We start from the raw sequence: 21,026 nt of genomic DNA on the forward strand, positions 1-21,026 counted from the left end.
CTCGTCCGTCCCGTCGTCGCGCAGAGAGTCTGCCCACCTCGTGCACCCGTCCACCGCCGCGCACCGCCCGCAGGGAGTCGTCGACACGGCGCCGGCTCTCGCGCCGCGCCACGGGCGGGTGCCGGCTCCGGACCGGTTCCGCCTCGACGTCCAGGGTCTACGGGCGGTGGCGGTGGGTGCGGTCGTGCTCTACCACGCAGGCGTGCCGTGGCTGCCGGGAGGCTACGTCGGCGTCGACGTCTTCTTCGTCATCTCGGGCTTCCTGATCACGGGCCACCTGCTCCGCTCGCTCGAGAGGGACGGGCGGGTCGGGTTCGCCGAGTTCTACGCCCGCCGCGCCCGCCGCATCCTGCCGGCGTCGTTCGCCGTGCTCCTGGTGACCCTGGCGGTGGCGGCGCTCACGCTCGGACCGGTGCGCGTCCGAGAGGCGGCCGTCGACGCCGTCGCCACCGCCGTCTACGTGCCGAACCTGCTCTTCGCGTACCAGGGGACGCAGTACCTCAACGAGACGGATCCGCCGTCCCTCTTCCAGCACTACTGGTCGCTCGGGGTCGAGGAGCAGTTCTACCTCGTGTGGCCGGTGCTCCTCGTGGGCTTCTTCGCCCTGCGGCGGTCGCACCGGGCACGGACGGTGCTGGTCGGCGCCGTCGTCGTGGTCTCGTTCGTGGCGTGCCTCGTGCTGACCGTCCGTGCTCAGCCGTGGGCGTTCTTCGGCCTTCCCACGCGGGCCTGGGAGCTCGCGGCCGGAGGCCTGGTGGCGGCGGTCGTGGGTCGTGGCTCCGTCCTGCGCCGGTCGCTCGCCGTCCCGGTGGGTTGGGCGGGGCTGACGGCGATCGTCGCGGCGGTCCTCCTGCTCGACGCGTCGACGCCGTTCCCCGGACCCTGGGCCGTGCTCCCCGTGGCGGGGACGGCGCTCGTGATCCTCGCCGGTGCGAGCGCCGGGCCGGGCGGTCCGGCCGCGGTGCTCGCGCGGTCGCCCATGGTCTGGGTCGGCGGGATCTCCTACTCGCTCTACCTGGTCCACTGGCCCGCGATGACGCTCCCGCAGGCGATCCTCGGACGGACGGAGCCCGTGCCGCTGCCCTGGCAGCTGCTCGTCGCTGCAGCGTGCGTCCCGCTCGCGTGGGTCTCGTACCGGTTCGTGGAAACCCGTTCCGCACCGCGCGGCGACTGCGGTCGGCCCGGCCGCGGAGGGTGGGGCTCGCGGTGCTCGCGGCGACCGTCGTCGTCGTCGCGTCGGCCGGGCTGGCGATCTGGGGGGCGGACCGCGCGCCGCAGTCGTCGGCGACCGTGGTCACCGCCACCGAGCTGCGACGCGCTCCCGTCGGCACGCCGGTCGTCCCCGCGAACCTCGAGCCGTCGCTCGCCGAGGCCGCGGACGACCTTCCGGTCGTCTACGAGGACGGCTGCCAGCTCGACGTGTCCGAGCAGGAGCCCCGCTCGTCGTGCGTCTACGGCGCCGACCCGGCCGCTCCGCGGGTCGTCCTCTTCGGCGACTCGCACGCCAGCCAGCTCGTCCCTGCGCTGAGCCCGCTGGCGGACGCCGGGTCGATCCGCCTGGACGTCATGACCAAGAGCGGCTGTCCGGCATCGGACCTCGATGTGGTCACGGGCAGGGGGCAGCCCTACCCGACGTGCCCGCCGTGGCGGGCGGCTGTCCTCGATCTGCTGCGGACCGATCCGCCCGCGGTCGTGGTCGTCGCCGACTCCGCGGGCGAGTCGAGCGACGCGGACGGCACGCGCTTCGGCGCGGACGAGTGGGGCGAGGCGCTCGGGCGGACGCTCCGAGCGCTCCCGTCGACGACCCAGGTGCTGGTCGTGGGGGACACCCCGACGCCCGGCACGGCGCCCGGCGCGTGCCTCTCCGAGCACGTGCAGGACGCGGCGGCGTGCGACCTGGGCGTCGAGGCGCGCAACGTCGCCGTGCAGGAGGGGCAGCGAGCCGCGGCACAGGACGCCGGGGCGCGGTTCGTCGACCTCGACGAGTACCTGTGCAACCCGGAGGCGTGCCCCGTGATCATCGACAGCACCTTGGTGTACCGCGACGGGACGCACCTGACGGCCACGATGGCGGCGCGTCTCGGCGAGGTGCTGGGTCCCGAGGTCCTCGCGCTGCTGCCGCGGTGACCCTCGCCTCGCGTATCCTGCACGGTGGTCCGACCGCTCGACGCTGAACGACACCGTCGCGGTCCCCCGGATCCGGGACACGCTGCCGGACCGACCACCCGCTCGCCGGAAGGAACACTCGATGCGCATCGCCGTCGTCGCCCTGGGGAAGATCGGCCTTCCCCTGGCCGTCCAGTTCGCGTCCAAGGGACACGAGGTGATCGGAGTCGACGTCAACGCCGGTACGGTCGCCACGGTCAACGAGGGCCGGGAGCCGTTCCCGGGCGAGGCGTACCTCGCCGAGAAGCTCGCGGAGCTGGTCCCGGCCGGACGGCTGCGCGCGACCACCGACTATTCCGAGGCGATCCCGGGTGCCGACGCCGTCGTGCTCGTGGTCCCGCTGTTCGTCGACGAGGAGACGGCAGCGCCGGACTTCGGCTGGATGGACGCCGCGACGAGGTCCCTCGCAGAGCACCTGACGCCGGGGACGCTCGTCTCGTACGAGACGACGCTCCCCGTCGGCACCACGCGCAACCGGTGGAAGCCGATGCTGGAGGAGATCTCGGGCCTGGTGGAGGGCGAGGACTTCCACCTCGTGTTCTCGCCGGAGCGCGTGCTGACCGGTCGCGTGTTCGCGGACCTCCGCAAGTACCCCAAGCTGGTCGGCGGGCTCTCGCCCGAGGGGGCGGAGCGGGCGCGGGCGTTCTACGAGGCCGTGCTCGACTTCGACGAGCGCCCGGACCTCGACCGCCCGAACGGAGTCTGGGACCTCGGCTCGGCCGAGGCGTCCGAGCTCGCGAAGCTCGCCGAGACGACGTACCGCGACGTGAACATCGGCCTCGCCAACCAGTTCGCCCTGTTCGCCGACAAGCAGGGGATCGACGTGCACGCCGTCATCGACGCGAGCAACTCCCAGCCGTACAGCCACATCCACCGTCCGGGCATCGCCGTCGGAGGGCACTGCATCCCGGTGTACCCGCGGCTGTACCTGTCGGTCGACCCGGACGCGTCGATCGTGCGCGAGGCCCGCGCGGTCAACGCGTCCATGCCGGAGCGCGTCGTGGGACGTGCGGTCGACCTCCTGGGGTCGCTCGACGGGCTGGACGCCGTGGTGCTCGGCGCCGCGTACCGCGGCGGCGTGAAGGAGACGGCGTTCTCCGGGGTCTTCGCCACCGTGAAGGCCCTGGAGGCGCGGGGCGCGTCGGTCCGCGTGCACGATCCCCTCTACTCTGACGCCGAGCTCGCCGCGCTCGGCTTCGCTCCCTTCCACCTGGGGGACCGGGCGGACGTCGTCGTGGTCCAGACCGACCATGCCGAGTACCGCGAGACCGGCCGCGAGAGCGTGCCCGGGGCGCGGCTCGTCGTCGACGGTCGCGGCGTCACGGACGCCGGGCGCTGGGCGGGGGTGCCGCGCGTCGTGCTCGGGCGGGGCGACGCCCCCGACGAGGCCTGAGGCGCGCAGGGCGCCCTCCCGCACGTCGCCCGGACGTCGCCGGCAGACCTCCTGACCTGCGCATCCACCCGTTGCGGGTGGACTATCCTGCACGAGCGCCTTCGCGCGTCTCCATCCAGCCGATCCCCGAGGTTCTCCATGCGAATCGCCGCGGTCGTCGTCGCCTACGACCGGCGTGACCTGCTCGTCGAGGCGCTCGACGCGCTCGCTGCGCAGACCCGTCGGCTCGACGCGGTCGTCGTCGTCGACAACGCGTCCCACGACGACTCGGCGGTCGTGGCGGCCGAGCACCCCGTCGGGGCCGAGGTGCTCGAGCTGCCCCGGAACACGGGCGGTGCCGGCGGCTTCGCGGTCGGCATGGCCCATGCGGTCGAGGCCCTCGACGCGGACCTCGTCTGGCTGATGGACGACGACACGATCCCGACACCGACCGCCCTGGCCGAGCTGCTCGCCGCGCGGGAGGCGTACCCGGGTCCGGTCGCGCTGCTCGGGAGCCGCGTCGTCTGGCACGACGGCCGCGACCACCCGATGAACACGCCGCGCCGTCGCCCGGGGGCGTCCGCGGAGCAGATCGCGCGGGCCCGGGAGTCCGGGGCTCTTCCCGTGCGGTCCTCCTCGTTCGTCTCGATGCTGGTCGACGCGCGGGCGGTCCGGCACCACGGCCTGCCCGTCGCGGACTACTTCATCTGGAACGACGACTTCGAGTACTCGGCCCGGTTGCTGCGCCGGGGGACGGGCCTGCACGTGCCCGCGTCCGTCGTCGAGCACCGGACCAAGAAGTTCGGGGCCACGGACGCCGACCCGGGCGAGCGCTTCTACTACGAGGTGCGGAACAAGCTCTGGATGCTCCTGCGCTCGCCCTCGCTCTCGCCGGAGGAGCGGCTCCTCTACCTCGGGGCGTCGCTGCGGCGCTGGGCGCGCACCTTCCGTGGCTCCCGGAACCGCGACGTCCTGCGCTCGGCAGGTCTGCGCGGTGCGCGGGACGGGCTGCTCCGCGGTCCCCGGCGCAACGCGGCGGTGCTGGCGGACATGGGCCCGCTGACCGCGGAGGTCGACGCTCTGGACGCGGGGCGCGGGCGGCGGGGGCCCGCGGCATGACCACCGTGTCGCTGCCGCCGTTCTCGCTCCTCCTGCCCGTCTACCACGGCGACGACGCCGCCCACCTGCGCAGGGCCTTCCGGTCGGCGACGTCGGAGCAGCACCTCCCGCCCGACGAGGTCGTGCTCGTCCAGGACGGCCCGGTGGGTCCTGCCCTCGGCGAGGTCGTCGCGGAGATCGAGTCGGCGGGGCAGGGGGTGACGGTCGTCCGGCTCGAGCGCAACGTGGGGCTCGCGCTCGCGCTCGAGGCGGGGCTCGCACGGTGCAGCCACGAGATCGTCGCCCGCACGGACGCCGACGACGTGTGCCGGCCGGAGCGGTTCGCGCGCCAGATCCCGCTCGTCGCCGAGGGGTACGACATCGTCGGGACCGCCATCCAGGAGTTCGTCTCCGAGGACGAGCCGGGCCTCGTGCGGGTGCCCCCGCTGTCGAGCAGGGACATCGAGTCGGGGGCGCGCTTCCACTCGCCGTTCAACCACCCGACGGTCGTGTACCGCCGGTCCGCGGTCGAGGCCGCGGGCGGCTACCAGGACCTGCCGCTCCTCGAGGACTACTGGCTCTTCGCCCGCATGCTCGCCCGCGGGGCCCGCGGCCGCAACCTTCCCGAGCCGCTCCTGCTCTACCGGGTGGGTGCGGGCGCGTACGCGCGGCGCGGCGGGACGCGCCTGCTGCGGTCGGAGATCGAGCTCCAGCGCCGGATGCGGCGCATCGGCTTCACGTCGCGGGCACAGGCGCTGCGCAACGTCGTCGTACGGGGTGGGTACCGTCTCGTCCCGGAGAAGGTCCGGACGGCGCTGTACCGCACGTTCCTGGCGGACAGGAGAGGTTGAGCGATGGCCGAGTGGCTCGCGACGTGGCCCGTCGCCGTCGCATCCCTGCTCGTCCTGTTCCTGCCGGGCGTCCTGCCCGCGTACGCGCTGGGACTCCGCGGCCTCGTCGCGTGGGGCTCGGCGCCCCTGCTCGGCGGCGGCGTGATCGGGATCGTCGCGGTCGTCGCGGGTGCCGCCGGGGTGCCGTGGGGGATGTGGCCGGTCGTCGCCGGGAGCGTCGTGCTCGCCGCCGTCGCGCTCCTGCTCCGGCGGGCGTGCGGCCCGTGGACGCCCCGCGTCCGCGGCGCCCACCCGTCGCGACGCCTGCTCGCGGCGGTGGTGCTCGTGACGAGCGTGACGGCGGTGGTGCTCCAGGTGCGGCGCACGCTCGTCGCGGTCGGGGGACCGGATCGCGTGGCCCAGACCTTCGACACCCCGTTCCACCTGAACTCGGTCGCCCTCGTCCTCGATCGAGGCGACGCGTCCTCGCTCCACATGAACCTGACCGTCCCGGACACCCCGACGGCGTTCTATCCCGGTCTGTGGCACGGGATCGTCTCCCTGGTGGTCCAGCTCACCGGTACGGACATCGCCGTCGCGGCGAACTGGGTCTCGGTCCTCGTCGGCTCGGTCGTCTGGGTCGCGGGACTGCTCGCCCTCGCCCGGACGATCCTGGGCACGTCGCCCGTGCTGCTCGGCCTGGTCGCGCCGCTGTCCTTCGCGTTCACGCAGTACCCGAACCGGCTGTTCTCGTTCGGCCTGCTGTACCCGAACTTCCTCTCCTACGCCGTGCTGCCCGCAGCCCTCGCGCTGTGCGTCCTGGCGCTGGTCCGCAGGACGGGTCCCCGCCGCCTGCCGCCCGCGGCAGGTGCCCTGCTCGGCATGGTCACCCTCGTGCTCGCCCAGCCGAACGGGCTGTTCGCGCTGTGGTACGTCGTCGTCCCGGTGGTCGTGACGGCCCTCGTCCAGACGACGGGGCGGTTGCGGCGCCGTGGCCGGGGCCCGGTGGTCGCGGCGCTCCCGGCGGTGCTGACGGTGGTGGGTGCGGGGATCGGCTACTGGGCTCTGGGACGGGTGTCGATGGTCGACCAGTTCCGCGAGAAGAGCTCCTGGGAGGTGACGGCGTCGTGGCGGCACGCGGCGCGCGAGGTCCTCGACCTGACGGCGATGCACCCGTCGACCACGCCGAACTTCCCCGAGCCGGAGAACCTCGCGGCGGGGGTCCCCAACCTGGTCGTGGCGGGTCTCGTCGTCCTCGGTGCCGTGGTGTGCCTGACCGTCGCGCGCTGGCGGTGGCTGCCCTTCTCCTACGGGATCGTCGCGGTCCTCTACGTCGTCGTCCGCGGCGTCGACAGCCCGCTGCGCCCCCTGCTCACGGGGTACTGGTACGCGGACCCGCAGCGCATCTCGGCGCTCCTGCCGCTGCTCGGCGTGCCGCTGGCGGTCGTCGGTGCGGGCTGGGCGGTGACCGCGCTGCTCCGCCTCGCGCGGGTGCCGACCGGCCCGTTCGCGCTGCACCCGGACGGACGGCGCGCGGCGCTCGTCGTCGCTGCCGTCACCGTGGTCCTCGCGGTCGCCGTGTCGGTCCTGCTCCCGCGCACCGCCACGATGCGCGAGTCCTTCGCCTACGTGTCCCACGTGTACCGGGTCGACCCGTCCGCCGAGGGGTCCGCCGGGCTGCTCGACGCGGACGAGATCGAGATCCTGGAGACGGTGGCCGAGGTCGTCCCGGAAGGCGTGGCCGTCGTGGGCAACCCGTGGGACGGAAGCTCGCTGACGTGGGCGCTCGCCGGGCGCGAGTCGGTCTTCCCGCACACCGGGATCCGGCTCGACGAGGACCGGCTCCTCGTCGCGGGCCACCTGCGCGACGCCCTCACCGACCCGAGCGTCTGCGAGGCCGTCGAGGACCTCGACGTCGGGTACGTCATGCGCGGCGGTCGGCTGCTGTGGGGGACTCCCCCGGCAGGGTTCGAGGGTCTCGACGGCCTCGTCGAGGCCGGTGTCGGCGAGCTCGTCGCCCAGGAGGGCGACGCCCGTCTCTACCGCATCACCGCGTGCGGGCTCGAGGACGACGGCGGCTCGTGAAGGTCCTGTGGCGGCTCCGCGAGGCCGACCACGTCGTCCGTCCGGCACCTGTCGAACGGCTACGCTAGTGCGGCTGTCTTCCAAGACTAGGAGTATGTGTGGACGCGGATCTTGTCGTCGTGGGCTCGGGGTTCTTCGGCCTGACGGTCGCTGAGCGGATCGCCGAGGAGTACGGCCGGAAGGTCCTCGTGATCGACCGACGGCCGCACATCGGGGGCAACGCCTTCAGCGAGGCGGAGCAGACGACGGGGATCGAGGTGCACCGCTACGGCGCCCACCTGTTCCACACGTCCAACGAGCGCGTCTGGGAGTACGTGAACCGCTTCACGGCGTTCACGAGCTACGTGCACCGCGTGTACACCACGCACCGCGGCGAGGTGTTCCCGATGCCGATCAACCTGGGCACGATCAACCAGTTCTTCCGCTCTGCGCACGGCCCCGACGCGGCGCGCGCGCTCGTCAAGGAGCTCTCCGCGGAGCTGGGCGGCAAGAGGCCGGCGAACCTCGACGAGCAGGGCGTCTCCCTCATCGGACGGCCCCTCTACGAGGCGTTCATCCGTGAGTACACCGCGAAGCAGTGGCAGACGGACCCGCGCGACCTGCCCGCGTCGATCATCTCGCGGCTGCCCGTGCGCTACACGTACGACAACCGGTACTTCAACGACACGCACGAGGGCCTGCCCGTCGACGGCTACACGGCCTGGCTGGAGCGGATGGCCGACCACCCGAACATCGAGGTCCGCCTCGGCGTCGACTTCTTCGACACGACGCAGCCGGTCAACAAGGAGAACGTCGTCGGCAACGTCCCCGTGGTCTACACGGGGCCCGTGGACCGCTACTTCGACTACGCCGAGGGCGACCTGTCGTGGCGCACGCTCGACTTCGAGGAGGAGGTGCTCCCCGTCGGCGACTTCCAGGGCACCTCCGTCATGAACTACGCGGACGCGGACGTCCCGTACACCCGGATCCACGAGTTCCGGCACTTCCACCCCGAGCGCGACTACCCGACGGACAAGACCGTCATCATGCGCGAGTTCTCGCGGTTCGCGCAGCGCGAGGACGAGCCGTACTACCCGGTGAACACGGCCGCCGACCGTGAGCGCCTCCTGCGGTACCGCGACCTCGCCGCCGCGGAGCGCGACGTCCTGTTCGGGGGGCGTCTCGGCACCTACAAGTACCTCGACATGCACATGGCCATCGGCGCTGCCCTGTCGATGGTGGACAACAAGCTCGCGCCGCACTTCGGTGGCGGCGCCGCGATCCAGAGCGGAGGAGTCGAAGAGTGACCGTCGCCCCCCAGGAGGCGTTCGTCGAGCCCGGCAAGGGAGCCGGGCTGCTCGACGTCCTCCGCCGCCGATTCCTCGCGCGCCTGCTGGTGCGCAAGGAGCTCCGGGTGCGGTACCGAGGATCCTTCCTCGGCCTGCTCTGGTCGTACGTGAAGCCCGCCGTCCAGTTCGTCGTCTTCTACTTCGCCGTGGGCGTGTTCCTGCGGATGAACGAGAACGTCGAGGACTTCGCCGTCTACCTGTTCTCCGGCGTCGTCGCCGTCAACTTCTTCAGCGAGGCGTTCGGCAACGCGACCCGGTCGATCGTGGGCAACGCCGCCCTGGTCAAGAAGATCTACCTGCCGCGCGAGCTCTTCCCCGTCGCGTCGGTCTGGGTCGCCGTCGTGCACTTCCTGCCGCAGCTCGTCGTGCTGATCCTCGGTGCGCTGATCGCGGGGTGGCAGCCGTCGCTGTTCGAGCTCGGTGCGGGCGTGCTCGGGATCGTCATCATCGCCGTCCTCTCGCTCGGTCTCGGACTGCTCTTCGGGGCGCTGAACGTGCTGTTCCGCGACGCCGAGAACATCGTGGACCTGATGCTCATGGTCGCCACCTGGCTCTCGCCCGTGCTGTACCAGTGGCAGAACGTCAGGGACGCCATCGGGGACGGCGTCCTGTGGTGGATCTACCAGGCGAACCCCATGACCGCCGCGGTCGAGCTGTTCCACCTGTGCTTCTGGTTCCCCGGGACCGACCGGACGGGTGCCATGCCTCCGGGCCTCCTGTGGTCGACGATCTCCGCGGTCGTCCTCTCGTTCCTCGTCCTCCTCGCCGGGCAGGTCGTCTTCCGGCGACTCGACGGCCGATTCGCCCAGGAGCTCTGACGTTGTCCACCATGGTCGAGACACAGCAGGCACGGATCGTCGTGGCCGGGATCGGCAAGCGGTTCGTCCTGCAGCACACCCACACGCTGAAGGACCGTGTCGTGCGCGCCATCGTCCGTCGCGGCGAGAAGCAGTCGTCCGACTTCGTCGCGCTGCACGACGTGAGCTTCGAGGTCGACGACGGCGAGGCGGTCGCGCTGCTCGGTCTCAACGGCTCCGGGAAGAGCACGCTGCTCAAGCTCATCTCGGGCGTGATGCGGGCCGACTCCGGCCGGGTCGGGGTCCGGGGGAAGATCGCCGGCCTCATCGAGGTCGGAGCCGGGTTCCACCCCGACCTGACGGGGCGGGAGAACGTCTACCTCAACGGCGCGATCCTCGGCATGACCGAGGCGGAGATCGACTCGAAGTTCGACGCGATCGTCGCCTTCAGCGAGATCGAGTCGTTCATCGACACCGAGGTCAAGTTCTACTCCTCCGGCATGTTCCTGCGGCTCGCGTTCGCCGTCGCCGTGCACACTGATCCCGACGTGTTCCTCGTCGACGAGATCCTGGCGGTCGGCGACGAGCCCTTCCAGAAGAAGTGCTTGGCGAGGATCCGCGAGCTCAAGGCGAGCGGCAAGGCGCTCGTGATCGTGAGCCACGACCTCAACATGATCGAGCAGCTGTGCGACCGGGCGATCCTGCTCGAGCACGGGCACGTCGTCAGCGACGGGCCGGTCGGAGACGCGATCGCCCACCTGCGAGGAGGAAACGGATGAGTGGACCCGACGTGAGCGAGACGCAGGGCGTGGAGGTGGAGATCGCTGCCGCGCTGACGCGTCGACTAGGGGGACGCGTCGCACGGGTCAGCCTGACCGAGACGGGACGGGGGATCGCGCAGCGGCTGGGGGCCGCGTGGTTCGACGCTGCGGTCCGCAGCCTCGCCCTGGCTCACCCCGGGGCTCCGCTCGAGCTCCTCGTCGTCTCGAGCGAGCACGAGCCCTTCCCCGCCCCGATCGACGTGGACCCAGCCGTCGCCGGCGGCCGCTTCGCCGAGGGCGACGCGGTCGGACGGGTCTCGGTCGAGGGTGAGCCCGGACGCCAGGACGCGGTCGGCCGTACTCTCGTGGTCCCGACGACGACGCTCCTCGACGAGGCGGGCGAGTTCCACTTCCTCCAGCCCGACTCGCTCAAGCGTCGGGTCGTCGGCGGCGTGTACAAGAAGATCTACGAGAAGGCGCCGCTCCTTCTCGACGAGTGGCGTCAGGGGCGCAACACCCGTGTCGAGCACCGGCGTTCGGTCCTCCGCCCCCAGGTCGAGCACCTCTCCACCGCCGGCGGCTCCCCGCTGACGACGGGGGAGGAGCCGGTGGCGTGGATCGCGATGCACTGGTTCGAGTCCGGCGGGGCCGAGTCCTGGGCCGTGCAGTCCGCCGAGCTCGCCGCGGCCGCCGGCTACCGGGTCGTGGTGACCGCGGACGTGGCCGCTCCGCAGCGCCAGCTCGACAGGATGCTCGAGATCACCGACGACGTCTTCGTCGCGGCGAACGCCCTCGCCGAGGAGGACTGGGGCGCGTTCCTCACCGCCCTCGTCCGCACCTACCGGCCGACGCTGCTGCACGTGCACCATTCGCGCCGGGCGTACGCGTTCCTGCCCGAGCTCCGTCACGTGGCGCCGTCCGTGCAGGTGCTGGACAGCACCCACATCGTCGAGCACCGCACGGGTGGGTTCGTCCGTCAGAGCATCGAGCTCTCCGACCTGATCGACGAGCACCACGTGATCTCGCCGGAGCTCCGAGACCTCTATCTGCTCGACTCCGAGGTCGACCGGCGCAAGCTCGTCTACCGGCCCCTGACCTCCGGTGTCTCGCCCGTCCCCGCGGTACGACCCCGGTCGGGCGGCCCGCTGCGGATCGGGTACCTCGGGCGCCTGGCGCCGCAGAAGCGGCCGTTCCTCTACGTCGCGCTCGCCGCACGGCTGCACGCGAAGGCACCCGCCGACTTCTCGTTCGTCATGCAGGGCAGCGGAGTGCTCGGCGCCATGACGAGCGACCGCATCCGCAAGGAGGGTCTCGAGGGCGTCATCGAGCGGCGCCCCTGGGGGCCCGTCGGCGACTTCATGGACGACGTGGACGTGCTCGTGATCTCGAGCGACAACGAGGGACTGACGCTCACGTCCCTCGAGGCGGAGGAGCACGGCGTCCTCGTGCTGTCCGCGGACGTCGGGAGCCAGCGGACCGTCGTCGCCCCGATGCTCCTCGTCCCCCGCGCGCCCCGTGGCTTCCTCAGCGGTGCGACGCAGGCTCTCGTACGCCTGGCCGGAGACCCGGACGCCTACGAGCGCGCACGACGTGAGCAGACCCAGCTCATCCAGGCACTGCACGAGGTCGAGCCGGCCAGCGCGTTCCTCGCGCGACGGCTCGAGGAACTGAAGGAGAAGAACTGATGCGCGTCGCCGCTGTCGTCGTGACCTACAACCGTCGAGCGCTGCTCGAGCAGACGCTCGACGCGCTCGAGGCACAGGACCGGCTGCCCGATCGCCTGGTGATCATCGACAACGCCTCGGACGACGGCACGGCCGAGTTCCTCTCGTCGCGCGAGTTCTCCGTCCCGGCCACCGTGCGCCGGCTCCCGGAGAACACCGGGGGCGCCGGGGGCTTCGCGACCGGGACCGAGCTCGCGTACGAGCTCGGGTACGACGCGATGTGGCTCATGGACGACGACACCGTCCCGCAGGTCGAGGCGCTCGGCGAGCTCGTCTCCGGGCTCGACCGCGCCACGGAGACGCTCGGGTACCTGCCGAGCTTCGCCTGCAGCATGGTCCTGTGGAAGGACGGCTCCCTCTGCGAGATGAACACCCCGGAGCCGACGTGGGACTTCGCGCGCCCGCTGGCCATGGGTGCCGACTTCACCCTGATGAAGTCGTGCTCGTTCGTCTCGGTCCTCATCACGCGAGAGGCCGTGCACGCGGTCGGCCTGCCGAGCGCGAACTTCTTCATCTGGTACGACGACGCGGAGTACACCCAGCGCCTGGCGAAGTACCGCCCGGGGATCTTCCTCCCGTCGTCGAAGGTCAACCACCTCCTCCCGCAGAACCGCGGGGTCAACTTCGGCGACGTCAACGACGGCAACATCTGGAAGTTCGAGTACGGGGTCCGCAACCAGATCGCGTCCGCCCGTGCCTTCCGCAGCCCGACGCTCGCGGCGTCGCTCGTCGAGAACATGACGAAGCAGCTCACCCGGTCGAGCGTGCCGTGGCGGCTGCGCCTGCGGCTGGTCAAGGCGGCCGCGAAGGGCGTGGTGTTCCGTCCCGAGATCGAGAAGCCGAGAACGACGCGATGACGAACGGCGCGGCGGCGTCCGCCTCTCCGGGGGCGGACGTCCCGACGACGGAGATCGGGCACGTCCGTGCCCTCACCGGCGTGCGGATCGTCGCGGCGGTCTGGGTCGTCGTCTTCCACATCCGGGGAAACCTCTACAGCGAGTTCCCCGGGACGGAGTCCTGGGCGGGGCCGCTGCTGTCGCACGGCGAGCTCGGCGTCGACCTGTTCTTCACGCTCAGCGGGTTCGTGCTGGCGCTCAACTACTCGGCCCGGATGGGTCGCTCGATGCAGCGGGTGTCGACGGCGCGGTTCTACTGGGCGCGGATCGCCCGCGTGTGGCCGGTGTTCTTCGTGACGCTCTTGGCGGCGGGTCTCTGGCACGGGCTGATCATGCGTGTCAGCACCGACCCGGTCCCGCCCCGGGACTTCACGGTGCCGAGCTTCCTGCGCCAGAGCTTCCTCGTCGCGCTGTGGACGGAGGGCGACACCGACCGCCTGATGTGGAACGGCCCGGCCTGGTCCGTCTCCGCCGAGGCCTTCGCCTACGCGCTCTTCCCGATCATGGCGCTCCTGTTCCTCCGGCTCGGCCGCTCGCTCCGGGCGACCAGCCTCTTCGTGCTCGCGTTCGTCGCACTCGTCCCGTTGCTGGTCTTCGTCGTCGCGTACGGCACCATGTACTACCCCTGGGCCTGGATGCTCCGCATCCTGTGCTGCTTCGTCGCGGGCGCCCTGGTCTACGAGGGCGTGCGACAGCTTCGGCTCACCACCCGCTCGCGCGCCGTCGCGAGCCACGCCGCGCTCGGCGTGATCCTGCTGATCCTGGCCTGGCTGTACGGGGTCGACGCTGTCGGCCACCCGGAGCTCGCGCCGCTCGTGACGCCGCTGTTCGTCCTTCTCGTCGGTCTCCTGGCGATCGGCGACCGGCACGTCGTCACGCTCCTGGGCACCCGCTGGTTCGTGATCGGCGGGGCGGCCTCGTACAGCGTCTACATGGTGCACATGCTCCTCATCGAGCCGGTGTGGTGGGCACAGGGCCGGTTCGCGTGGATGGCGCCCGGGACGCTCGGGTCGAAGATCGCGTTCGTGCTGCTGCCGTTCGCCGCGCTCGCCGTGGGCTACGCGCTCTGGCGCTGGTTCGAGGAGCCTGCGCGGCTGGCGATCAAGCGCATGTCGTCGTCCGGGAGGACGCCGCCGCCGGGCCAGGTCGAGCGACCACGCCCGTCCGTCGGCGTACCCACGACGGCGCCCGAGGAGCGGGTCGGATGAGCGCCGGGACCGAGACACCGCGGACGACGTCCGCCGCTGGTACCGGCGCGGCCGCCGCCTCACCGCGGGCAGGGCGGGCCGTCGAGGTCGCGTGGGCGGCCTCGGGGGCGCTCGTCGTGATGCTGCTCGCCCTGGTCCCGCTCGTGCGAGCGCCTCGTTACTACTTCAACGACGACACGCAGATCGGCGCGTACGGGATCTGGTTCCGCATCGGCGAGCTCGTGCGCGAGGGCGGGTTCTCGTTCCTCGAGACGGACACCTGGGCGGCCGGGAACTACTTCGTCGAGGGGCAGTGGGGGCTGCTGAATCCCGTCGTGCTCCTGATCGGTCTTCTGGCGTCCTACGCTCCGGACGCCGTCGTGTTCTCGACCGCGGTGAAGGCGGTCGTGATGGGCGTCGCAGCCGTCGGCGCGTACGGCCTGGTCCGCGACTTCGGGGGGCACCGCCACTGGGCGCTCCTCGCGGGCATCGGCTTCCCGCTGGCGGGGTTCACCTTCTACATGGACGCGACCACCTGGGTGACGGGACTGTTCACCTCGGCGGGCATCCCGTGGTTCTGGTGGATGGCGCGCCGCGCGGCCCGCGGTCGCAACCCGGTCGGGATGCTCGTCGCCGGGTATCTCGTCGTGACGGTCGGCTACGTCCACGGCACGATCGCGCTGGTCTTCGTCATCTGTGCCGTGCTGGTCGACGCGATGATCGCGGGCCAGCGGCGGGGCGCTCTCGTCGTCCTCGGCGCGAGCGTCCTGCTCGGGCTCGTCGCCGTGGCGGTCTACCTCCCCGGCGTCCTCTCCGCCGACGTCACGGTGCGCCAGGGAAGCTCGATCCTCAACGACGGCTTCCTCGTCGCCGACCTCAACGGACTTCTTGCCTCCGCGATCTCGACGGCGAGACCGGAGGTCTCGGCCTGGTGGGGCGCGTTCGCCGTCGTCCCGATGCTCTACATCTCCTGGGCGCTCCCGCTCGTCGCGTTCGTCGACGTCCGCAAGATCGTCCGCGACGCCCGGGACCTCGTGGGGATCGGGCTGTTCCTCCTCGTCATGGTCCTGTGGGTCGTCGGGCCGAGCTATGCCGGCCCGCTCCGCATCCCGGTGCGGATGATGCCGTACGTCTCGCTCGCGGCGCTCGTCCTGCTCGCGGTCGTGCTCAGCCGCGCGCTCGTCGCGCGCGTGACCCTCGCGCGGGGCGCGGTCTTCGTCGCCCTCGTCCTGATCGGCGCCTACCTGGCGTTCGTCCAGGTGCCCGGGTGGGGCAGGCCGCTCGCCGTCGCGGTGGCCGTCCTGCTCGTGGTCGGCGCGACGTACTTCGTCCTCCTCCGGACCACCTCCGGGCGGCGCGCACTGCCGCTCGCGCTCGTGGCAGTCCTGGCGACCTCGGCGAACGTCGTGGTGCAGCACCGCTACCAGCCGGACCCACCGCTCGCCGACTTCGGCATGCCGTCGGCCGTGGCCGACTACCAGCGCCAGCTCGAGGGGGTCGAGGAGAACGTGTTCGTCGTGGGCGCCCCGACGCAGGCCCCGGGCCCGGAGGTCTGGGAGGAGACGCTGCTCGCGAACACCTGGTACCTCAATCCGGCTCCGGTGCAGAACGTCTACACGCCCGTGGGGTTCGCGGCGTACTCGGAGACCCTGTGCGTGAGCAACCGGGGGGAGTCGTGCGCCGGCTCGCTCGACGCGCTGTTCGCGGAGGTGGAGGGGACGTCGTCCCCGCTCGTCGACCTCATGGGGATCGGCAACGTCCAGCTCGTCCTGTCGGCGTTCCCGGACGGTGTTCCCACGCCGCCCGCGGGCTGGCACGTCGCGACGACCGGGCACTCGACCGAGCTGTGGACCCGGGACGTCGCGGTGCCCGGACCCGGCCACGTGACCTACGCCTCCGACGGGGTCGAGGTGGTGGAGGAGTCGGTGAGCGACGACGTGACGACGCTCCGCGTGACGGACGTGCCCGAGTCCGGTGGGACGATCGTCCTCAGCCGGATGGCCTGGCCCGGGTACCGCGTCGCCGGCGGTGAGCTGGCGGCACCGACGGGAGACTTCCTCCTCACGGTCGAGCTCGACGGCGACAGCGTCGGCGAGACGGTCGAGGTGTCGTTCCGGCCGCCGGGGTGGACGCTGGAGCTCGGTGGCCTGGTCGTGGCGCTGCTGGGCGCGGTGGGGCTCTGCGCGTTCCAGGGGTTCCGGAGCCGACGGAGCACGACCCCCGCCGGCACCGAGGTGTGAGCGCGGCGGGTCAGTCTCGAGGGCGCATCCGGCGCCCGAGGACGACGTACGCCGCCCGGCGCTGCAGAGCGACGACCTTCGCCAGACGGTCACCGCGGCGCACGTCCTGCTCGGTGATCGTGGCGGGCGCCAGCTCACGCGCCAGGCGGTGGAACTCCGCGGCCTCCTCCGCCTGCTGCCGCATCAGGCGGACGGACCACTGGCTCGCGCTGACGCGGAACGACGCGAGGGACTCGCGCAGTGCGACGACCCGTCCCTGGACCATGACGTGGGCGTACGAGCCGGCGTCGATGTAGTACCGCAGGTCCTGCCACCACCCCGCGCGTCGCAGGGCGTCGGTGCGCATGAGCACGCACGCGGGCTCGCCGAAGAGGTTCGTGCCGGAGCGCACGGTGGCCCGCAGCGCCTCGGCGCCGTCCACGACGCCGTCGAGGTCGCCCAGGCCCCGCGCACGGACGAAGACGTCTCCGCGCGCGTCGACGAGGTCTCGCTGCGACGCCACGAGCACGGCCTCCGGACCTGCCGCGTCGATCGCCGCGACCTGGCGGGCGAGCATGGTGGGGTGCACGAGGTCGTCCCCGCAGACGAGCTTGATGAGCTCACCCCGGGCGAGCTCGCTCACCCGGTTCCAGTTCCTCCGGGCTCCGCCGCCCGCGTCCGTCTGCACGAGCCGCACCCGGGGGTCTTCCGCGAACGCCTGGAGCTGCTCCCACGTGTCGTCGGTGGACGAGTGGTCCGCCACGACGAGCTCGAAGTCGTCGAAGGTCTGGTCCAGCACGGAGCGCATCGTCGCGGCGATGTAGTCGCCGTTGTTGTACGCGGGCACGACGACCGAGACGCGAGGGCTCACGTGGGGGCGTCCTTTCTGCTGTGGCTGTCGGCGGCACCGGTGTCGGCGACGTCGGGGGGCGTGGCCGCCGGCTTCTTGCGTCGGAACGAGAAGCCCTTGTGGCCGAAGTAGCTGATGAGCGCGGTGACGCAGGTGATGAGGAGCTGGGCGGGGATCGGCGCGAGCCCGAAGAGCTCGACGACGAACGGCAGGGCGACGAGGTTGACCCCGAGCGCGCTGAGGTTCACCACCTCGAAGCGAGCCAGGTCGAGCCAGACGTGCCCCGTCACCCGGAAGACGAACTTGCGGTAGAGCACGAACGCGCAGAGCACGGCCGCGACGTGCGCGCAGACGAGGCTCGCCATGTAGCCGAACCGGCCGAGCTGGTCGCGCAGGAGCATCTCGAAGACGACGAACCACGCGGTGCCGATGACGGTGTTGAGGCCGCCCACGATGAGGAACGCGACCCGCTGGTCCTTGACGAGGGTGAAGAGGGGGCCGAGCGACCCGTGCATCCCTGCGGGAGGGGCCGGGGTCGGCGATCCGGGGGCGTCCGTCGTCGGGGGCTCCGGGTCCATGACCATCGGGCGGGGTACCTCTTCTCGGAGCTCGCGGGCGCACCCGAGGGCGGACGGGCTGCGACGACCCAACGACTATAGTCTCCAGCGTGACGAACGAAGACCTCGACGGCGTCCTTCACAAGATCTCCGTCGTCGTTCCCGTGTACCAGGGTGAGCGCACGCTCCCGGCCCTCCTCGAGGAGATCGAGAGGCTCTGCGTCCCGTTCGCGACACCGGCGGGGGCGCAGGCCCAGGTCACCGAGGTCCTGCTCGTCTTCGATCACGGACCCGACGGTTCCGCCGCGGTCATCCGCGACCTCGCCGCGAAGTACGACGTCGTCCGACCCGTCTGGCTGAGCCGCAACTTCGGGCAGCATGCCGCGACCCTCGCCGGGATGGCCTCCTCGGGCGGCGACTGGATCGTCACGCTGGACGAGGACGGCCAGCACGACCCCGCGGACATGGGCGTGCTGCTGGACGCGGCGCTCGCGCAGCGGGCGACCGTCGTCTACGCGGCGCCGACCAACGCCCCTCCGCACTCCGCGTTCCGCAACGTGACGTCCAAGGCGGCGAAGCGCGTGATCGAGGCGCTCGCGGGGGGTACCGACACGTCGCTCTACCAGAGCTATCGGCTCGTTCTCGGGGAGATCGGTCGGTCCGTGGCCGCGTACGCGGGCCCCAGCGTCTATCTCGACGTCGCGCTCGGCTGGGTCGCGGGAACCGTCACCACGGCCCCCGTCGCGCTCCGTGACGAGGGCGAGCGTCGGTCCGGGTACTCGCTGCGGCGCCTCCTGTCGCACTTCTGGCGGATGGTGCTCTCGAGCGGTACCCGGGGGCTGCGGATCGTGAGCGTGCTCGGCGCGGTGTTCGGCGTCGCGGGCGTGGTGGTCGCGGTCGCGCTCGCGATCGCCCGTATCGCGGGCGAGTCCGTCCCTGCCGGCTGGACGTCGCTCATCGTCGTGATGCTGCTGGCGACCGGTCTCATCCTCTTCGCGATCGGTGTGGTCGCGGAGTACATCGGGGTGGCCGTCAACATGGCGATGGGCAGGCCGCTCTATCTCATCGTGAGCGACCCCGCGCAGGGCCCGCTCGGACGCGCACGCGATCGATGAACCGTGCGGGGGGCGCGACGACCCTGGTCGTGGGCGCGGGGGGCCTGCTCGGCCGGGCCGTGACGCGCGAGCTCGACCGCCGCGGGACGTCGTCCGTCCGGGCGCGGGTGCGGTGGGGCGTGCGTGCCGACGCCGTCGAGGACCTCGGGCGCGCGGTCGACGAGCTCCTCCGGACGGCGGGAGACGGCCCCTGGGCCGTGGTCTGGGCCGCGGGAGCAGGGGTCACCGCGTCGACGGCCGACGCGCTCGGTGCCGAGCTCGACGTCATCCGCGACGTGGTCTCCCGGCTGCGGGCGCTGCCGACCGATGTCGCGGCACGGGGTGCGCTCCTCTTCGCCTCGTCGGCCGGCGGCCTCTACGCCGGGAGCGACGACCCACCCTTCACCGAGGAGACCGCGCCGCGGCCGCTGGCGGAGTACGGGCGTGCCAAGCTCGACGCGGAGGACGCCTTCCGTACGCTCGGCGGGGCGGGCACGCGCGTGGTGCTGGCACGCATCGCGAACATCTACGGTCCGGGGCAGAACCTGGCGAAACCCCAAGGGCTCATCTCCCAGCTCTGCCTGGCGCACCACACGGCGCGCCCGATCGGGATCTACGTCCCGCTGGACACGCTGCGCGACTATCTCTTCGTCGACGACTGCGCGGCGATGGTCCTCGACACGCTCGACCGCGCGGCCACCCTCCCGCCGGGGAGCGAACCCGTGGTGAAGATCCTCGCGTCGCAGCAGTCGGTCTCGATCGCGACCCTGCTCGGCGAGATGCGCCGCATCTACAAGCGACGCCCCCAGGCGGTGCTGGCGGCGTCGCCGTTCACCTCTCGTCAGGCGCTCGACCTGCGGTTCCGGTCCCGCGTGTGGCCCGAGCTGGACCACCGCGCGTTCGTGCCGCTCCCGGTGGGCATCGCCGCGACGGGAGCCGACATCGGCCTCGCGCTGCGGTCACGGACGCGAGGCTGAGACCGGGGGACCGGTCGTCTAGAGTGGTCGGTCGGCCGCACGACGACTTGGCAGGAGCAGCGCACATGAAGATGCTGGTGACCGGCGGAGCCGGTTTCATCGGGTCCAACTTCGTCCACCAGAGCGTCCGGGAGCGCCCGGACGTCCAGATCACCGTCCTGGACGCGCTCACCTACGCGGGCGACCGCTCGTCGCTCGATCCTGTGGCGGACCGGGTCCGCCTGGTGCAGGGCGACATCGCGGACACCGACGTGGTGGACCCGCTCGTCGCCGAGCACGACCTGGTCGTGCACTTCGCCGCCGAGTCCCACAACGACAACTCGCTCAACGACCCGTCGCCCTTCGTACGGACCAACGTCGTCGGGACCTTCACGCTGCTCGAGGCCGTCCGTCGGCACGGGGTGCGCTTCCACCACATCTCGACGGACGAGGTGTACGGCGACCTCGAGCTCGACGACCCGGCGAAGTTCACACCGACGACCCCGTACAACCCCTCGAGCCCGTACTCCTCCACGAAGGCGGCGAGCGACCTGCTCGTGCGGGCGTGGGTCCGGTCCTTCGGGGTCGAGGCGACGCTCTCCAACTGCTCCAACAACTACGGCCCGTACCAGCACGTGGAGAAGTTCATCCCGCGCCAGGTGACCAACCTCATCGACGGGGTGCGCCCCCGGCTCTACGGGGCGGGGCTGAACGTGCGTGACTGGATCCACGTCGAGGACCACAACAGCGCCGTGTGGCGGATCATCGACGCGGGCCGGATCGGGGAGACGTACCTGATCGGTGCCGACGGGGAGACGAGCAACCTCGACGTGGTGCGGACGCTGCTCGAGATCTTCGGGCGACCCTCCGACGACTTCGACCACGTGGCCGACCGCCCCGGGCACGACCTGCGGTACGCGATCGACGCCTCGCGGCTCCGGGAGGAGCTCGGCTGGGAGCCGCGCTACACCGACTTCCGGGACGGTCTCGTCGCGACGGTCGACTGGTACCGGGAGAACGAGTCGTGGTGGCGCCCGGCGAAGGCCGGCGTCGAGGCGACCTACGCCGCGTCCGGGCAGTAGGACGGCAGCTCGCGGTCGGCGGGC

17 protein-coding genes and 1 pseudogene are annotated in these 21,026 nt (G+C 71.8%); 16 read left to right on the top strand and 2 right to left on the bottom strand.

The genetic code is table 11. From position 1 onward, the window contains the following. Nucleotides 1–202: 202 nt before the first annotated feature. The 13 genes and pseudogenes from NHH00_RS14095 to NHH00_RS14155 all read left to right on the top strand — a co-directional run. A pseudogene (locus NHH00_RS14095) lies at nt 203–1,075 on the top strand (acyltransferase family protein); the annotation flags it as partial. A 131-nt stretch (nt 1,076–1,206) separates the two neighbouring features. Beyond that, a complete protein-coding gene (locus NHH00_RS14100) occupies nt 1,207–2,127 on the top strand; it encodes an SGNH hydrolase domain-containing protein (protein ID WP_253053173.1) in 921 nt (306 codons plus the stop codon). Between the two features lie 121 nt (nt 2,128–2,248). Next, nucleotides 2,249–3,559 carry a nucleotide sugar dehydrogenase gene (locus tag NHH00_RS14105; RefSeq protein WP_253053175.1) on the top strand — a complete coding sequence of 437 codons (1,311 nt, stop codon included), beginning with the start codon at nt 2,249–2,251 and terminating at the stop codon, nt 3,557–3,559. Between the two features lie 138 nt (nt 3,560–3,697). Then, the gene (locus NHH00_RS14110; protein WP_253053177.1) at nt 3,698–4,657 is read left to right on the top strand and encodes a glycosyltransferase family 2 protein; all 960 of its coding nucleotides are present in this window, start codon (nt 3,698–3,700) and stop codon (nt 4,655–4,657) included. After that, nucleotides 4,654–5,487 carry a glycosyltransferase gene (locus NHH00_RS14115; RefSeq protein WP_253053179.1) on the top strand — a complete coding sequence of 278 codons (834 nt, stop codon included), beginning with the start codon at nt 4,654–4,656 and terminating at the stop codon, nt 5,485–5,487. The genes NHH00_RS14110 and NHH00_RS14115 overlap by 4 nt, the downstream gene beginning before the upstream one ends. Before the next feature lie 3 nt (nt 5,488–5,490). Further along, nucleotides 5,491–7,551 (top strand): DUF6541 family protein, encoded by a 2,061-nt coding sequence (locus NHH00_RS14120; protein ID WP_253053181.1) that lies wholly within the window; start codon nt 5,491–5,493, stop codon nt 7,549–7,551. 98 nt (nt 7,552–7,649) lie between these two features. After that, nucleotides 7,650–8,837, top strand: a complete 1,188-nt coding sequence (glf, locus tag NHH00_RS14125) for a UDP-galactopyranose mutase (RefSeq protein ID WP_253053183.1) — start codon at nt 7,650–7,652, stop codon at nt 8,835–8,837. Continuing rightward, nucleotides 8,834–9,697 (top strand): ABC transporter permease, encoded by an 864-nt coding sequence (locus tag NHH00_RS14130; protein ID WP_253053185.1) that lies wholly within the window; start codon nt 8,834–8,836, stop codon nt 9,695–9,697. The genes glf and NHH00_RS14130 overlap by 4 nt, the downstream gene beginning before the upstream one ends. Before the next feature lie 11 nt (nt 9,698–9,708). Then, on the top strand, nt 9,709–10,455 hold the full coding sequence (locus NHH00_RS14135; protein WP_253053187.1) for an ABC transporter ATP-binding protein: 747 nt from the start codon (nt 9,709–9,711) through the stop codon (nt 10,453–10,455). After that, a complete protein-coding gene (locus tag NHH00_RS14140; protein WP_253053189.1) occupies nt 10,452–12,122 on the top strand; it encodes a glycosyltransferase in 1,671 nt (556 codons plus the stop codon). Before NHH00_RS14135 ends, NHH00_RS14140 begins: the two co-directional genes overlap by 4 nt. Further along, nucleotides 12,122–13,018, top strand: a complete 897-nt coding sequence (locus tag NHH00_RS14145; protein WP_253053191.1) for a glycosyltransferase family 2 protein — start codon at nt 12,122–12,124, stop codon at nt 13,016–13,018. The genes NHH00_RS14140 and NHH00_RS14145 overlap by 1 nt, the downstream gene beginning before the upstream one ends. Beyond that, on the top strand, nt 13,015–14,265 hold the full coding sequence (locus NHH00_RS14150) for an acyltransferase family protein (protein ID WP_253053193.1): 1,251 nt from the start codon (nt 13,015–13,017) through the stop codon (nt 14,263–14,265). Before NHH00_RS14145 ends, NHH00_RS14150 begins: the two co-directional genes overlap by 4 nt. Further along, nucleotides 14,262–16,484 carry a hypothetical protein gene (locus NHH00_RS14155; protein ID WP_253053195.1) on the top strand — a complete coding sequence of 741 codons (2,223 nt, stop codon included), beginning with the start codon at nt 14,262–14,264 and terminating at the stop codon, nt 16,482–16,484. Before NHH00_RS14150 ends, NHH00_RS14155 begins: the two co-directional genes overlap by 4 nt. Nucleotides 16,485–16,494: 10 nt before the next feature. Here NHH00_RS14155 and NHH00_RS14160 read toward each other — a convergent pair whose 3' ends face one another. Both NHH00_RS14160 and NHH00_RS14165 read right to left on the bottom strand, forming a co-directional pair. Further along, nucleotides 16,495–17,334, bottom strand: coding sequence for a glycosyltransferase family 2 protein (locus NHH00_RS14160; RefSeq protein WP_253053197.1), 840 nt, complete (start codon nt 17,332–17,334; stop codon nt 16,495–16,497). Then, nucleotides 17,331–17,897, bottom strand: a complete 567-nt coding sequence (locus tag NHH00_RS14165) for a GtrA family protein (protein WP_253053199.1) — start codon at nt 17,895–17,897, stop codon at nt 17,331–17,333. Before NHH00_RS14165 ends, NHH00_RS14160 begins: the two co-directional genes overlap by 4 nt. An 83-nt stretch (nt 17,898–17,980) precedes the next feature. On the opposite strand from NHH00_RS14165, the gene NHH00_RS14170 reads away from it, so the two are divergent. The 3 genes from NHH00_RS14170 to rfbB all read left to right on the top strand — a co-directional run bounded on the left by NHH00_RS14170 (nt 17,981) and on the right by rfbB (nt 21,002). After that, a complete protein-coding gene (locus tag NHH00_RS14170) occupies nt 17,981–18,985 on the top strand; it encodes a glycosyltransferase (RefSeq protein WP_253053201.1) in 1,005 nt (334 codons plus the stop codon). Continuing rightward, entirely contained in the window at nt 18,982–19,941 is a 960-nt protein-coding gene (locus NHH00_RS14175; RefSeq protein WP_253053203.1) for an NAD-dependent epimerase/dehydratase family protein, read from the top strand. The genes NHH00_RS14170 and NHH00_RS14175 overlap by 4 nt, the downstream gene beginning before the upstream one ends. Nucleotides 19,942–20,006: 65 nt before the next feature. Next, the gene (rfbB, locus tag NHH00_RS14180) at nt 20,007–21,002 is read left to right on the top strand and encodes a dTDP-glucose 4,6-dehydratase (RefSeq protein WP_253053205.1); all 996 of its coding nucleotides are present in this window, start codon (nt 20,007–20,009) and stop codon (nt 21,000–21,002) included. Nucleotides 21,003–21,026 lie beyond the last annotated feature (24 nt).

Origin of the sequence: Cellulosimicrobium cellulans, assembly GCF_024124905.1 — a bacterium.
GTDB classification, from domain to species: Bacteria; Actinomycetota; Actinomycetes; order Actinomycetales; family Cellulomonadaceae; genus Cellulosimicrobium; species Cellulosimicrobium cellulans_G.